The organism is Nonomuraea sp. NPDC049684, from assembly GCF_044465345.1.
GTDB lineage: Bacteria > Actinomycetota > Actinomycetes > Streptosporangiales > Streptosporangiaceae > Nonomuraea.
In genome coordinates, this window is sequence record NZ_JBITLO010000001.1 from 386,801 (window position 1) to 401,120 (window position 14,320).

Sequence of the window (14,320 nt, forward strand, 5' to 3'; positions counted from 1 at the left end):
TTGTGAGGGTCTCCCGGTGAGGCCGCCGCATCCCGTACGAAGAAAGCGCGGACGCCATGCCGTCTTCTGCCCTGCACCGTTCCATCCAGGTCGCCGAGCCAGGCGGCGCCATGGCCCAGGCCCCCGCGCAGACCCGCGAACCCGGCCCCGGCCAGGTGCGGATCACCGTCGAGGCGTGCGGGGTGTGCCACTCCGACGCGCTGATCATCGGCGGCGCGCTCCCGGGCACCGCCTTCCCGGTCACGCCGGGGCACGAGATCGCCGGACGCGTCGACGCGATCGGCGACGGCGTCGCGGGCTGGTCCGTGGGCGACCGGGTGGCGGTCGGCTGGTACGGCGGGAGCTGCGGCCACTGCGACGCCTGCCGGGAGGGCGACGGCGTGCTCTGCCCCGAGCTCCAGGTGCCGGGCGCCGCCTACCCGGGCGGGTTCGCCGACTCGGTCGTGGCGCCGGCCGTCGCCCTGGCGGCGATCCCCGACGAGCTGACCGCGGTGCAGGCGGCGCCCCTGGCCTGCGCGGGCGTGACCGTGTTCAACGCGCTGCGGCGCAGCTCGGCGCGGCCGGGCGACACCGTCGCGATCCTCGGGCTGGGCGGCCTCGGCCATCTGGGCGTGCAGTTCGCCGCGCGGATGGGCTTCGACACGGTCGCGATCGCGCGCGGGCGCGACAAGGAGCCGCTGGCCCGCGAGCTCGGCGCCGCCCACTACATCGACGGCGCCGCCGAGCAGGCCGCCGACGCGCTGCTGGCGCGCGGCGGGGCCAAGGTGGTGCTGGCGACGGTGACCAGCTCGGCGGCGATGTCCGGCACGATCGACGGGCTGGGCCGGCGGGGTGAGCTCATCACCGTCGGCATCGACACCGATCCGCTCGCCGTCACTCCGTTGCAGCTCGTCGGCGGCGCCCGCCGGGTCTACGGGCACGCCTCCGGCATCGCCGTGGACACCCAGGACACCATGCGGTTCGCCGCGCGGAGCGGCGTGCGGGCCTGGACGGAGGAGGCGCCGCTGGAGGAGGCCGCGGCGGCGTACCAGCGGATGCTGGCCGGGCGGGCCCGCTTCCGCATGGTCCTGACCACCGGCAACTGAGGGGGGCGGCCGTGACCGAGTCCTACGATCCGCGCCGCACGGCGGTGCTGCTGGTCGATCCGTACAACGACTTCATCTCCGAGGGCGGCAAGGTGTGGCCGCGGCTCGGGCCGGTGGCGCAGGCGATCGGCCTGCTGGACAACCTGCGGGCGGTGATCGCCGCGGCGCGGGCGGCCGGCGTGCGGGTGGTGTTCGTCCCGCACCGCCGCTGGGAGCCTGGCGACTACGAGAGCTGGGACCATCCGAACCCGACGCAGCACGGCATCCAGGAACGGCACACCTTCGCCCGCGGGTCGTGGGGCGGGGAGTTCCATCCCGACCTCCAGCCGGAGGAGGGCGACGTCGTCGCCGCCGAGCACTGGGCGCAGAGCGGGTTCGCCAACACCGACCTGGACCTCCAGCTCCGGCAGCGCGGCGTCACGCACGTGGTGGCCGTGGGCGTGCTGGCCAACACGTGCGTCGAGTCCACCGGGCGGTTCGCCATGGAGCTGGGCTACCACGTGACGCTGGTGCGCGACGCGACCGCGGCGTACCTGCCGGAGATGCTGCACGCCGCGCACGAGCTCAACGGCCCCACCTTCGCCCACGCCATCCTGACCACGGAGAAGCTGGTCGCGGCCTTCTCATGGGGCTGACCGGGCCGAGCCGGGGCTCGGGCGGGCGGGGCGGGTGGCCGTCCAGTAGGAGCGGGTCATCTCGGCGGCCAGGCCGGCCACGACGAGCCCGACGATCCCGTGGTACCAGCGCCAGCCGACGCCGAGGCCGACGAACCCGTCGAGGATCATGATGCCCGCGCCCCCGCCGAGCGCCGCCAGCATCACCGCCAGCACGCCGAGCATCGCGCCCCTGCGCAGCCGGCGGCCCGCGGCGGTGACGGTGGCCACGGCGACGCAGGCCCCCAGCACCCCGGAGGCCGCCGCGAACCCCTGCGCGAGTGACGGGTCCAGGAAGTAGCCCGCGGCCTCGGCCGCCGGCACGGGTGGCCCGCCGGGGAAACCGAGCCTGCCCTGGACTGCGAAGGCGGCCTTGCCCGCCGCGTACCCGAGCATCAGCGCCGCCAGCCCGTACGCCGGCCAGCGCCGCGGGCGATGAGAGTCGACCATGCCCGCAACGCTAGGGACCGCCCGGCGGCCGCCCCTCCCCATCGCGCGCGAACCTCCTCCCCCGCCAGGGGGATCCCCGGCCGCTTTCTGCGCCGTCGGGCGGAGCCCTTGGGGACGCCCGCGATCAGGTGGCCGGAATTCATGCCATTCTTCTTCCGGAAATTCGGGGCTATCGTTTCGCCATCTCATGGATTCAATGTCCGGACATATCCGTTTCCGGCGTTGATTCATTCCTATGGAGGTGGCTTCATGCCCGCAAGGCTGTGGAGAATCGCGGGGGCGCTCGCGCTCGCCGTGCCGCTCATTGTGCCGCTCACTGGACCGCTCACTGGGCCGCTCAGTCTGGCCGCACCGGCCGTGGCGAGCGCGGCGGACCCGCCGTCGGTCGTGATCGACTCCGCCGAGCACGCCCCCGGCCTGGTACGGCTGACCGGCCGCTTCACCGCCGCCTACGACGTGTCGGTCGTAGTGGACGGCGAGCGCGTGGAACGGGCCGAGGTCGCCGACCCCGACGCCGACGACAGCGGAACCTGGTCCTACGACCTCGACACCCGCGCCCTGGACGGCGAGATCGAGGTCTACGCCAAGGCCACGGCCGCCGACACCCGCTACGGCGCCTGGTCGCCGCCGCTGACCCTGCGCGTGGACAATCCGCGGGCCAGGGCCCCGCGCGTGTCGATCACCGAGCCCGCCGACGGAGCCCGGCTCACCCGTCCCACGCCGATCCGGGTGGACGTGGCCGGCGCCGATGTGCGCTCGGTCCGGGTGCGCGTCAACGGCGGCCCCTGGCAGCCCGCCACCGGCGCGCGAGGACGCCACGTCGCGCTGCTGAACCCGGCCAGGTACGGCGACGTGATGGCGAGCCTGGAGGCCGAGGCGGTGGACGCGCGCGGCCACGTGTCCAGGTCGTCCACCACGTACGTGGCGCTCGGCGCGGCGCGCGGGCAGGCCCCGGTGCCGCACCGGCAGGACCGGGCGATGTGGATCTGGGAGAAGGCGTCCTACAACCTGGTGCTCAACCCCGGTTCGCGCCGCCTGCTGGAGACCGTCCTGCCCGCCGGGTCGACGCTCTACCTGGGCGTGGACACCTACGCCGGGCGCGACATGATCGAGGACGCGCGTCCCGGGCTGCGTGACCTGGTGGCCTGGGCGCACGGCCGGGGCATGAAGGTGCACGCCACCGTCGCAGGCGGGACGCGGCCGCCGTACCTGGGGGCGCTGTCCCGCTACCGCGAGCGGGCCGTCGGGGAGATGGAACGGGTGCTCGACTACAACCTGTCCTCCGAGCCGGCGGAGCGGTTCGACGGGATCAACGTCGACATCGAGCCGTACAGCCTGCCCTGGTTCACCAGCGGCAAGCCCGACGTGCAGATCCAGTGGCTGGACACGCTGCGCGCGATGATCGCCCGCCGGGACGCCTCCGGCCAGCCGCTGCTGTTCGGACCGGCCGTGCCGCGCTGGCTGGACACCTCCGCCTGCTGCACCGGCATCACCTACGGCGGGACCACCCGCACCTTGGCCGAGCACGTCCAGGACCTCAGCGACTACATCGCGATCATGGACTACCGCGACCAGGCGGACGGCGGCGCCGGCATCATCGCGCAGGCGGCCGGCGAGCTGGCCTACGCCGAGCGGATCGGCAAGCCGCTGTCGGTGGTGGTCGGCGTGGAGACGCTGGACATCGCGACCAGCGGCGACCCCTCCAGCATCACCTTCCGCGAGGAGGGCAGGGACGCGCTGGAGGCCGAGCTGGCCAAGGTCTCCCGGGCGTTCGCGGGCAGCCCGGCCTTCGCCGGGATCGCGCTGCACCACTACGACTCCTACCGGGAGCTGCCCACGGTCTGGGGGCCCTCGGCCAGGTGGCCCGAGCCGCCCGCCGACTCCGGGCCGCCCACGGGCGTGGCCTCGCCGCCGCGGGCCGTGGCGTTCGGCCACGCCACGGTGGACCTGACGTACGGGCGGGCGCGCGACGACACCGAGGTCGCCCACTACGAGGTGCACCGCTCGACCGAGGCGGGCTTCACCCCCGGTCCCGGCACGCTCGCCGGGAAGGCGCGCGGCCTCACCCACACCGACACCGGCCTGCTGCCCGCCACCACCTACCACTACCGGGTCGTGCCGGTGGACGTCGCCGGTCACCGCGGCCCGCCCTCGGCCCCGGTCACCGTGACGACCGGCGCGAGCGCACTGCGGCCCATGGTCGTGCAGTCGATGGCGGTGACGCTGGAGGGCGGCGCGGCCCGCGTGCGGCTGCGCGTGGTGGACGAGGAGAGCGGGCAGCCGGTGGCCGCCACGGTGCGCGGGCGCTTCACCTTCTCCGCCGGCCGCTACGTGACGGTCACCGCGGGCGCCGACGGCTGGGCCACCGCGACGTCGGAGGCGCTGAGGCAGCCGACCGGCGAGGTGGGCTTCGCCGGTCACCGCCTGACCGCCGCGGGCCGCTACTGGGCCGCCGCCTACGACCGCGACAGGGACGTCACGGCCCGCTGGTGACCGCCAGAGGGAGGGAATTCATTCCTAATATGCCGCGAATAACGGAGTGAATTTAGGGTTGACATTACTTTGGAATGACGAGAAGAATCCCGTTATGGAGCCACCTGAAGGAATGAATTCCCTCCCCAGGGGAAGGCGATTCCGCACCCTCGCGGCGCGCCTGCGGCAGGAGATCGTGCAGGGCCGCTGGCCGGTCGGCGGCCGGCTGCCGACCGAGTCGGAGCTGGCCCAGACCTACTCGGTCGGGGTCAACACCGTGCGCCGCGCGGTCGACCTCCTGGTCGAGGAGGGGCTCGTCCGGCGCCGGCAGGGGTCGGGCACCTTCGTGACCAGCTCCGTCACCCCGGGGGCCAGGCCGCGTCTCATCGGCGCGCTCGTCCCGTCGAACACCTACTACTTCCCGCAGGTCGTGCAGGGCATCGAGCGGGCGGCCACCGCCGCCGGCGTGCAGCTCGTGCTGGCCTGCTCCAACTACGACCCCGACGTCGAGGCCGGGCAGATCCAGCAGCTCGTCGACGTCGGCGTGGCCGGTCTGCTGCTGGTGCCCAACCTGCACCTGGCCGCCGACCCCGACGCCCACCTGGCCCGCCTGCGCGGGCTGCCCGTGCCGTACGTCCTGGTGGAACGCCGCCCGGCCGACCCCCGCCCGGCCGACCCGACCTGCTACGTCTGCACCGACGTGCACGGCGGCGGCTACGCGGCGGTGCAGCACCTGAGCGGGCTCGGCCGCAGCCGGATCGGCTACCTCGGCCGGATCGGCACCGCCAGCTCCGAGCAGGTCTTCGCGGGATACCGCCAGGCCGTCGCCGACCTCGGGCTTCCGGAGATCCCGGAGGCCGTGGCCAGGCAGCCCGTCTGGACCGGCCCCGACATGCTGGCCTACGCCAACACGCTGGTCGCCGAGAAGGTGCGCGCGGTGGTGTGCCTCGGCGACCGCGAGGCCACCGCGCTGCTGCCCTACCTGCGCCGGGTCGGCCTGACCGTGCCCGACGACATCGCCGTCGTCGCCTACGACGACGAGGTCGCCGACCTGTCGGAGGTGCCGCTCACCGCGGTCTCGCCGCCCAAGGCCGAGGTCGGCCGCATGGCGACCGAGCTGCTGCTGCGCCGGATCGAGCTCGGCCCCGCCGCCCCGGTCTGCCGGGTCGTGCTGCAGCCCCGCCTGGCCGTCCGCGCCTCCTGCGGGGCCGCCTCCGGCAGCCTGGTCGAGGTCCGCGTCCCGACGTGACGGCGGCGTCCCCCTCACCCCCCTTCCCCCCTCTTCGTTCCTGTTGGAGGACCCAATGAGAGTGCGCGTGCTCGCCGCTGCCGCGGCGGCCGTCCTCACCGTGGCCGGCACGGCGTCGTGCGGCGGCCCGGCCGACGACTCCGGGGCGGTCACCCTGAAGCTCGGCTTCTACGCCGCCGCGGGCGACCCGGCCGACACGACCATGCGGGAGCTCGTCAAGGAGTTCACGGCCGCCAACCCGTCGATCAAGGTGCAGCTGGAGGTCGCGCCGTACGTCAAGTTCTTCGAGCGGCTCAGGACGCAGATCGCCGGCGGCCAGGCGCCCCAGGTGTGGCTGTCGGACGGCGTGCTCGTGCAGGAGTTCGCCGCCCGCGGCGCGCTCGCCGACCTGAGCGACCGGGTCAAGACCGTCAACGCCGCCGACTTCTCCGGCATCGAGCTGAACCGCGACGCCCAGGGCCGGGTCTTCGGCTTCCCCCAGGGCGCCCAGACCCCGGTGCTGTTCTACAACAAGAAGCTGTTCGCCGAGGCCAAGGTGGCCGAGCCGACGGCCGAGTGGACCTACGACGACCTGGCCGCCGCGGCCAGGAAGCTCACCAAGGACGCCAACGGCGACGGCAAGCCCGACACCTACGGCTTCCGCGCGTACTCGCCGGGGTTCACCGAGAGCTGGTGGCCCATCGTCAAGGCGTTCGGCGGCGACGTCGTCACCGACGGGGGCCGCAAGGTCGTCGTCGACAGCCCGCAGTCCACGGCCGCGCTCGACTGGATGCTGCGCGCCATGGGCAAGGACGGCTTCGCCCCCGACTACGTGACCACCGAGGCCATGGGCAAGGGCGTCGTGCACACGCTGTTCGCGACCGGCCGGGTAGCCATGTCGTACGGCATCTACGCCCGGACGCTGCCCGCGGTGAGCGCGGGCGTCGACTTCGGCGTGGCGCCGCTGCCGAAGGGCCCGGCCGGGCGCGGCAACGTCGCGATCGTCAACTCCTGGGTGGTCGGCAAGGGCGCCTCTCCCGCGCAGGCCGACGCGGCGTGGAAGTGGATCACCTTCTTCTCCGGCGAGGGCCCGCAGCGCAAATGGGCCGAGCTGGGCGAGGCGATCCCGATCAACAAGAAGGTCGCCGCCGCGGCCCTGCCCGCCGACCGCGGCCCGGTCTTCCTGGAGTCGCTCGACGCGGCCACCGACCTCGGCACCAACGCCGTGTGGTCGGAGTACACCGAGGCCCTGGCCAAGCGCATGAACGAGGCGCTGTCGGGCGCCACGCCGGTCGCCACCGCGCTGCAGACCGGGCAGAAGGAGGCCCAGGAGGTCATCGACCGCTTCTACGCCGGGAAGACGCAGTGACGGTGCTCACCAGGCGCTCCGGGCAGGTGGCCGCCGAGCCGCGGCCCCCCGCCCGGCGGCGGCGCACGGGCGAGCGGGCCTGGGCCTTCGCGTTCGCCTCGCCCTACCTCCTGCACCTGGTCGCGCTGGCCGCCTGGCCGCTGCTGGCCTCGCTGTTCTTCAGCATGACCGAGTACGACCTGATGTCCGCGCCGAGGTTCGTCGGGTTCGGCAACTTCACCCGGCTGTTCGGCGACCCGGTCTTCTGGCGCACGCTGGGCAACACCGCCTACTTCGCGGTGCTGTTCGTGCCCGCGCAGACGGCGCTGGCGCTGGCCCTGGCGGTCGCGCTCAACCAGCGGCTGCGCGGCATGGCGCTGTTCCGCGCGGCCTACTTCGTGCCGGTCGTCTCCTCGTGGGTGGTCGTCGCCTACGTGGCCGACGCCGTCTTCAACCCGCAGACCGGCATCGCCAACCAGGTGCTCGGCTTCCTCGGGCTGCCGGCCGAGAACTGGTTGCAGGATCCGGCGCTGGTGATCCCCACGCTGGCGGCGGTCGCGGTCTGGAAGGGCGTCGGCTACATGACGGTGCTCTTCCTGGCGGGCCTGCAGGCCATCCCCGAAGAGCGCTACGAGGCCGCCAAGATCGACGGCGCGTCGGCCTGGAACCGGTTCCGCTACATCACCCTGCCGGGCATCTCCGGCACCACGTTCCTGGTGCTGGTGCTCACCTCCATCGAGACGCTGCAGTCGTTCGAGCAGGTCTTCGTGATGACCGACGGCGGGCCGCACGGCGCCAGCGAGCTGACCGTGCTCTACCTCTACCGGCAGGGTTTCCAGTTCTTCCAGATGGGCTACGCCTCGGCCGTGGCGTGGGTGCTGTTCGTGCTGGTGCTCGCGCTGACCCTGGTGCAGTTCCGGCTCCAGCGCAGGTGGGTGCACTATGCGTAAGACCGTCTCGTACGTGCTGGTGCTGGCGGGGGCGGCGGTCATGCTGCTGCCCTTCGTCGCGGCGCTGGGCAACTCGCTCAAGAGCTTCGCCCAGTACATCCAGGTGCCGCCCGCGTGGCTCCCCGACCCGATCCAGTGGGACAACTACGCCGAGGTGTGGCGGCGCACGCCGTTCGGGCTCTACCTGGCCAACAGCCTGGTGATCGCGGTGCTCGCGGTGGCCGGGAACGTGCTGACCAGCGCCATGGTCGGGCACGCGCTGGCCAGGATGCGGCTGCCGGGCAAGCAGGCGCTGCTGACGATGGCCCTGGGCACGATGATGCTGCCGGCGGTCATCACGATCGTCCCGAACTTCCTGCTGTTCCGCTCGCTGGGCTGGCTGGACTCGATGCTGCCGCTCATCGTGCCGTACTGGCTGGCCACGCCGATCGGGATCTTCCTGATGCGGCAGACGTTCCTCGGCATCCCCAAGGACTTCGAGGAGGCCGCCGGTCTCGACGGCGCCAACCCCTGGCAGGTGTTCTGGCGCATCCACCTGCCGCTGGCCAAGCCCGCCCTGGCCACGCTCGCGGTCTTCACCTTCACCACCTCGTGGAAGGCCGTGCTGGAGCCCACGATCTACCTCACCTCGCCGGAGAACTACACGCTGCCGGTCGGCGTGCTGAGCCTGAAGGGGCAGTTCGTCGGCAACGACCAGCTCGTGACGGCCGCGGCGATGATGAGCCTGCTGCCGATGCTGGTGGTGTTCGTGCTGGCCCAGCGTTACTTCGTCCGCGGAACCATGTCCGCGGGTCTCAAGGGCTGACGACAGGCCCATTCCGATCCGGAAAGGAAATCGTGACCACAACATCCGGGCTGCGCCTGGGCGTCATCGGCGCGGGCACCATCGCGGAGTTCCACGTGGCCGCCGCCCGCCAGAGCGCCGGGCAGGTGAAGGTCGCCGCGGTGTGCGACGTCCGGGCCGAGGCGGCCGAGAAGCTGGCCGCCGAGGCCGGCGCCCGCGTCTTCACCGACCACCGGGCGATGCTCGACGCCGGCGGCCTCGACGCGGTCGTGATCACCGTGCCGCACGCGCTGCACGCCCCGATCACCCTCGACGCCGCCGCGGCCGGGCTGCACGTGCTCGTGGAGAAGCCCATCGCCACCACCCGCGAGGACGCCGTCCGCATGATCGAGGCGTGCCGGGCGGCCGGCGTCGTGTTCGCCGTCGGGCACGTCCTGCGCTTCGTCCCGATGCTGCGCGCGGCGGCCGGGTTCCTCGCCTCGGGCGAGCTCGGCCAGGTCGTGGTGGCCGCCGAGCGGCGCACCGCCGACTACGCCGACCCCACCCGACCCCGCTGGTTCCTCGACGCCGACATGGCCGGCGGCGGCATCGTGCTCAACGTCGGCACGCACAGCATCGACAAGCTCCAGATGCTGGTCGGCTCGCCGATCGTGGAGGTCACCGCGCACGTCGCCGGGCCCCCCGGCGGGACGGTGGAGACCGAGGCGGTCGCCCTGGCCCGGCACGCCGACGGCACCCGTTCGACGATCTCGGTCACCGGCACCGGCCTGCCGTTCACCGACGAGGCGGAGATCGTGTGCGGCCAGGGCGCGCTGCGCATCAGCCGCGGCGAGGGCGTCTGGTCCTTCCGGGGCGGCGTCGCCACGCAGGTCGCCGCGCCCGGCATCGGCGAGATGGCCACCGCGTTCGCCGCGCAGCTCGCCGACTTCGCGCGGGCCTGCGCCGGCCGCACCGCCCCCGAGGTCACCGCCGAGTACGCCCTGTCGGTCCTCGACGTCGCCCTGGCCGTCTACGACTCCGCCCGCCGGGGCTCCACCGTCACAGTGAAGGGACAGCCATGAACCCGCTCGCGTTCAGCACGCTCGGCATGCCGGGCGCACCGGCCGAGGAGGTCGTCGCCACCGCCGCCCGGTACGGCTGCGCCGCCGTCGAGCTGCGCTGCGCCGAAGGCGAGATCGTCGCGCCGGACACCCCCGACGCCGAGCTGCGCTCGATCGCCCGGACGTTCGCCGCCGCCGGGATCGGCATCGTCGCCGTGTGCTCCTACACCCGCGTGGCCCGGCCGGACGGCGACCCGGTGGCCGAGGTGCTGCGCCACGTCGAGATCGCCGAGGCGCTCGGCTCGCCGTACGTGCGGGTCTTCGGCGGCGTCGAAGGGCAGGACGACCCGGCCGCCGCCGCGACTCGGAGGCTCGCGGACGTGGCCGGGCGGCTGCCGGACAACGGCGTGGACGTGCTGCTGGAGACGCACGACGTGTTCCTGACGGGCCAGGCGGTCGCCGGCGTGCTGGCCGGGGTCGGCTCGCCGCGCGTCGGCGCCCTGTGGGACGTGGTCAACCCGTGGCGGGCCGGCGAGAGCGCCGCGGCCACCGCGGACGCGCTGGGCCCGTACCTGCGGCACGTGCAGATCAAGGACGCGGCCTCGCCCGCCGACCTCGCGCCGGTGCTGCCGGGCAAGGGCGCGGTCGGCGTGCCCGGCGTGCTGGCCGAGCTGGACCGGATCGGCTACGCGGGCTACCTGGCGCTGGAGTGGGAACGCGCCTGGTACCCCGACGCGGCGCCCGTCGGCGAGGCCCTGGCCGCCTTCCGAACGGTGCTGGGACGGTGATCCCGACGGTGATCCCGACAGTGATCCCACCGGTGATCCCACCGGTGGTCCCGCCGGTGATCCCCCTGCCCGCCTCGGCACGTCGGGGCGAGGGAACGTTCCAGCCCGGCGTGCGCGCGCCGGTGCGCGGGCCGCACGCCGCCCTGGCCAGGGAGCTGCTCGGACCGGCCGCGGGCGGCGACGCCCCCGGCGAGATCGAGCTGCGGCTGGTGCCGGACCCGTCGCTCGGCGCGGAGGGCTACACCCTCGACGTCACCACGGAGCGGGCGGTGATCGCCGCGGCCGGCGTCGCCGGGCTGCGCTGGGGCGTGCAGACGCTGCGCCAGCTCGACGGCCCCGGCGGCGTCCCCTGCGGGACGGTGCGCGACGTGCCCAGGTACGCCTGGCGCGGCGTGATGATCGACGTGGCCCGCTGGTGGCGTCCGATGTCCTTCCTGCGGTCGTACGTGGACCTGCTGGCGTTGCACAAGTTCAACGTGCTGCACCTGCACCTGACCGACGACCAGGGCTGGCGGTTCGAGGTGCGCGCGCACCCGCGGCTGACCGAGGCCGGGGCCCGCCGCGCCGAGTCGCCGGCCGGGCACGCCCGCGAGGGCCGGTTCGACGGCGTCCCGCACGGCGGCTTCTACACCCAGCGGGAGCTGCGCGACCTGGTGGCCTACGCGGCGGCGCGCGGCGTGAGCGTGGTCCCCGAGATCGAGTTCCCCGGCCACTCGCAGGCCGCCGTCGCCGCCTGCCCGTGGCTGGGCCACCCCTCCGGGACGCCCGTCCAGGTGCGGACGTCGTGGGGCATCTCCTCCCACGTGCTCAACGTGGGCGAGCGGGCCGCCGGGTTCGCCCGCGACGTGCTGGACGAGCTGTGCGACGTGTTCCCGTCCCGGTACGTGCACATCGGCGGGGACGAGGTACGCGCCGAGGAGTGGGCGGCCGACCCCGAGGCCGCGCGGCGGGTCGCCGAGGCCGGGCTCGACGGGCCGCGGGCCCTGCTCGGCTGGTGGGGCCGGCTGCTCGCCGGGCACCTGCGCGGGCTCGGCCGCCGCGCGGTGGCCTGGGACGACATGCTCGACCACGACCCGCCCGAGGACATGGTGATCATGGCCTGGCGGGGCGTGGACCGGATCGAGGCGGCCCTGCGCGCCGGGCACGACGTGGTCGCCGCGCCGCACACGCACACCTACCTCGACTACGCCGAGTCCGACGCGCCGGGCGAGCCGGTCAGCATCTCCGGCCCGCTCCCCCTGGAGACGGTCTACCGGTACGACGCCGGCGACTCGGTGCTCGGCCTGCAGGCCCAGCTGTGGGGCGAGTACCTGCCCACCAGGGAACGCTTCGACTACAACGCCTTCCCGCGCCTGTGCGCCGTGGCCGAGGCCGCCTGGTCGGCGGGCCGCGACCTGGGCGGCTTCACCCGGCGGCTGGCCGATCACCTCCCCCTGCTGGACCGGATGGGCGTGGCCTACCGGCGACCCGAAGGAGCCGCGCGTGTTCACCTCTGAGCAGCAGCTGGAGGACCGGCTGGCGACCCCGTCGGCCGCGCTGGCCGCCGACCTCGCCGGGCTGGACGGCGACCTCGTCGTGCTCGGCGCGGGCGGCAAGATGGGGCCGAGCCTGGTCCGCCTGGCGCGGCGGGCCCTGGAGGCGGCGGGCCGCGGCTCGGCCCGCGTGTACGCGGTGTCCCGCTGGTCGGACGGCCGGGCGGCGCGGGCGCTGGCCGACGAGGGCGTCGAGGTGGTCGCCGCCGACCTGATGTCCGGCGGCGACCTGGCCGGGCTGCCCGACGCGGCCAACGTCGTGTTCATGGCGGGCGCCAAGTTCGGCACGTCGGCGGCGCCGTACCAGGCGTGGGCGGTCAACGCGGCGCTGCCGGCCGCCGTGGCCCGGCGCTACCGCGACTCGGCGATCGCGGTGTTCTCCACCGGCAACGTCTACCCGCTGGTGGACGTGGCCGGCGGCGGCAGCGCCGAGGAGGACCGGCCGGACCCGGTGGGCGAGTACGCGATGAGCTGCCTGGGCCGGGAACGCGTCTTCGAGCACGCCGCCGCGGCGTACGGCACCAGGGTCGCGATCCTGCGCCTGAACTACGCGGTGGACCTGCGCTACGGCGTGCTGGCCGACCTCGCGGCCACCGTGGCGGCGGGCGAGCCGGTGGACCTCACCACCGGGCACGTCAACGTCGTCTGGCAGGGGTACGCCAACGAGGTCGCGCTGCGGTCGTTGCGGCACGCGCGCGCCCCGGAGGCGTTCACCCTGAACCTGACCGGCCCGGAGACCGCCTCGGTGCGGCGCACGGCGGCCCGGCTGGCCGCCGCGATGGGGACGAAGGCGTCCTTCGCCGGCGTCGAGAGCGGCACCGCGCTGCTCAGCGACGCCTCGCGCTGCCACGGCCTGTTCGGCTACCCGGACGTGCCGCTGGACACGCTGATCGCGTGGCAGGCCGGCTGGCTGTCGCGCGGGCTGCCCCTGTCGGGCAAGCCGACCAAGTTCGCGGTACGCGACGGGAGGTTCTGAGATGTCGATCGGCCTGCTGCGGGAGGGGACGGTCATCCCGGCCCACCCGCTGGCGCTGACCTCAGGGCGCGTCCTGGACGAGCGCCGCCAGCGCGCGCTCACCCGCTACTACCTGGCCGCCGGGGCGGGCGGCGCGGCCGTGGCGGTGCACACGACGCAGTTCGAGATCCGCCGGGCGGGGCTGCTGCGGCCGGTGCTGGAGCTGGCCGCCGAGGTCGTGGCCAAGGAGGCGGAGCGGCCGTTCGTCATGGTCGCGGGCGCGTGCGGCGAGACCGCCCAGGCCGTGGCGGAGGCCGAGCTCGCCGCCTCGCTGGGCTACCACGCCGTGCTGCTGTCGCCCCAGGTGCCCGGGGCGGGCGAGCCGGAGCTGCTGGCCCGCGCCAGGGCGGTGGGCGAGGTGCTGCCGGTGATCGGCTTCTACCTCCAGGAGGCGGTGGGCGGACGCCGGCTCGGCCCGTCGTTCTGGCGGTCGCTGAGCGAGCAGGAGTCGGTGGTGGCGATCAAGATGGCGCCCTTCGACCGGTATCGCACGCTCGACGTGGTCAGGGCGGTGGCGGCGTCCGGGCGCGGCGACGACATCGCGCTCTACACCGGCAACGACGACAACATCCTGGCCGACCTGCTCGCCCCCGTCGCGGGCCGCCGGATCGTCGGCGGGCTGCTCGGCCAGTGGGCGGTGTGGACGCGGGCGGCGGTGCTCATGTTCGACGAGGTGCGCCGGGCGTGGGCCGGGGACGACGAGGTCCTGCGTTCCCTGCTGGCCCGCGCCGGCGACCTGACCGACGCCAACGGCGCGGTGTTCGACGTGGCGGGCGGGTTCCGCGGCTGCATCGCCGGGGTGCACGAGGTGCTGCGCCGCCAGGGCCTGCTGGCCGGGACGTGGTGCCTGGACCCGGACGAGGGGCTGTCACCGGGGCAGGCCGCGGAGATCGCGCGGGTGAGCGCGGCCTACCCGTGGCTGGTGGACGACGACTTCGTCGCCGCGCACCTGGACGACTGGCTGCGCTGAGCCGG

General features: G+C 74.2%; 13 protein-coding genes. 12 read left to right on the plus strand and 1 reads right to left on the minus strand.

The genetic code is table 11. The annotated features are described in order from the left end of the window. Positions 1-56 precede the first annotated feature (56 nt). Both ACIBST_RS01810 and ACIBST_RS01815 read left to right on the plus strand, forming a co-directional pair. Entirely contained in the window at positions 57-1,085 is a 1,029-nt protein-coding gene (locus ACIBST_RS01810; protein WP_397168201.1) for an alcohol dehydrogenase catalytic domain-containing protein, read from the plus strand. A gap of 11 nt (positions 1,086-1,096) precedes the next feature. Then, complete coding sequence (locus ACIBST_RS01815; protein ID WP_397168202.1) at positions 1,097-1,720, plus strand: cysteine hydrolase; 624 nt, start codon at positions 1,097-1,099, stop codon at positions 1,718-1,720. On the opposite strand, the gene ACIBST_RS01820 is transcribed toward ACIBST_RS01815, so the two are convergent. Next, positions 1,709-2,188, minus strand: coding sequence for a hypothetical protein (locus ACIBST_RS01820; protein ID WP_397168203.1), 480 nt, complete (start codon positions 2,186-2,188; stop codon positions 1,709-1,711). The two genes, ACIBST_RS01815 and ACIBST_RS01820, sit on opposite strands and share 12 nt — an antisense overlap. A gap of 249 nt (positions 2,189-2,437) precedes the next feature. Here ACIBST_RS01820 and ACIBST_RS01825 point away from each other — a divergent pair, with 249 nt between their 5' ends. The 10 genes from ACIBST_RS01825 (at position 2,438) to ACIBST_RS01870 (ending at position 14,315) form a co-directional block, all read left to right on the plus strand. Next, positions 2,438-4,681: a hypothetical protein gene (locus ACIBST_RS01825; RefSeq protein WP_397168204.1), complete on the plus strand. Its 2,244-nt coding sequence runs from the start codon at positions 2,438-2,440 to the stop codon at positions 4,679-4,681. A gap of 112 nt (positions 4,682-4,793) precedes the next feature. Next, positions 4,794-5,909, plus strand: coding sequence for a GntR family transcriptional regulator (locus ACIBST_RS01830; RefSeq protein ID WP_397168206.1), 1,116 nt, complete (start codon positions 4,794-4,796; stop codon positions 5,907-5,909). Between the two features lie 55 nt (positions 5,910-5,964). Then, complete coding sequence (locus ACIBST_RS01835) at positions 5,965-7,257, plus strand: extracellular solute-binding protein (RefSeq protein WP_397168207.1); 1,293 nt, start codon at positions 5,965-5,967, stop codon at positions 7,255-7,257. Continuing rightward, positions 7,254-8,186 carry a sugar ABC transporter permease gene (locus ACIBST_RS01840; protein ID WP_358293385.1) on the plus strand — a complete coding sequence of 311 codons (933 nt, stop codon included), beginning with the start codon at positions 7,254-7,256 and terminating at the stop codon, positions 8,184-8,186. Before ACIBST_RS01835 ends, ACIBST_RS01840 begins: the two co-directional genes overlap by 4 nt. Next, positions 8,179-8,991 (plus strand): carbohydrate ABC transporter permease, encoded by an 813-nt coding sequence (locus tag ACIBST_RS01845; protein WP_397168208.1) that lies wholly within the window; start codon positions 8,179-8,181, stop codon positions 8,989-8,991. Before ACIBST_RS01840 ends, ACIBST_RS01845 begins: the two co-directional genes overlap by 8 nt. A gap of 32 nt (positions 8,992-9,023) precedes the next feature. Beyond that, the gene (locus tag ACIBST_RS01850; protein ID WP_397168209.1) at positions 9,024-10,031 is read left to right on the plus strand and encodes a Gfo/Idh/MocA family protein; all 1,008 of its coding nucleotides are present in this window, start codon (positions 9,024-9,026) and stop codon (positions 10,029-10,031) included. Beyond that, positions 10,028-10,798: a sugar phosphate isomerase/epimerase family protein gene (locus ACIBST_RS01855; RefSeq protein WP_397168210.1), complete on the plus strand. Its 771-nt coding sequence runs from the start codon at positions 10,028-10,030 to the stop codon at positions 10,796-10,798. The genes ACIBST_RS01850 and ACIBST_RS01855 overlap by 4 nt, the downstream gene beginning before the upstream one ends. Positions 10,799-10,830: 32 nt before the next feature. Further along, positions 10,831-12,294 carry a beta-N-acetylhexosaminidase gene (locus ACIBST_RS01860; protein WP_397168212.1) on the plus strand — a complete coding sequence of 488 codons (1,464 nt, stop codon included), beginning with the start codon at positions 10,831-10,833 and terminating at the stop codon, positions 12,292-12,294. Beyond that, positions 12,281-13,306 carry an NAD-dependent epimerase/dehydratase family protein gene (locus ACIBST_RS01865; RefSeq protein WP_397168213.1) on the plus strand — a complete coding sequence of 342 codons (1,026 nt, stop codon included), beginning with the start codon at positions 12,281-12,283 and terminating at the stop codon, positions 13,304-13,306. The genes ACIBST_RS01860 and ACIBST_RS01865 overlap by 14 nt, the downstream gene beginning before the upstream one ends. A gap of 1 nt (position 13,307) precedes the next feature. Further along, positions 13,308-14,315 carry a dihydrodipicolinate synthase family protein gene (locus tag ACIBST_RS01870; RefSeq protein ID WP_397168214.1) on the plus strand — a complete coding sequence of 336 codons (1,008 nt, stop codon included), beginning with the start codon at positions 13,308-13,310 and terminating at the stop codon, positions 14,313-14,315. Positions 14,316-14,320: the final 5 nt, after the last annotated feature.

What these genes read in the sequence shown, in the direction of transcription:
- ACIBST_RS01810 (WP_397168201.1), top strand. Translation starts at nt 57, where the DNA reads ATGCCGTCTTCTGCCCTGCACCGTTCCATCCAGGTCGCCGAGCCAGGC.
- ACIBST_RS01820 (WP_397168203.1), bottom strand. Translation starts at nt 2,188, where the DNA reads ATGGTCGACTCTCATCGCCCGCGGCGCTGGCCGGCGTACGGGCTGGCG.
- ACIBST_RS01825 (WP_397168204.1), top strand. Translation starts at nt 2,438, where the DNA reads ATGCCCGCAAGGCTGTGGAGAATCGCGGGGGCGCTCGCGCTCGCCGTG.
- ACIBST_RS01830 (WP_397168206.1), top strand. Translation starts at nt 4,794, where the DNA reads ATGAATTCCCTCCCCAGGGGAAGGCGATTCCGCACCCTCGCGGCGCGC.
- ACIBST_RS01835 (WP_397168207.1), top strand. Translation starts at nt 5,965, where the DNA reads ATGAGAGTGCGCGTGCTCGCCGCTGCCGCGGCGGCCGTCCTCACCGTG.
- ACIBST_RS01845 (WP_397168208.1), top strand. Translation starts at nt 8,179, where the DNA reads ATGCGTAAGACCGTCTCGTACGTGCTGGTGCTGGCGGGGGCGGCGGTC.
- ACIBST_RS01855 (WP_397168210.1), top strand. Translation starts at nt 10,028, where the DNA reads ATGAACCCGCTCGCGTTCAGCACGCTCGGCATGCCGGGCGCACCGGCC.
- ACIBST_RS01870 (WP_397168214.1), top strand. Translation starts at nt 13,308, where the DNA reads ATGTCGATCGGCCTGCTGCGGGAGGGGACGGTCATCCCGGCCCACCCG.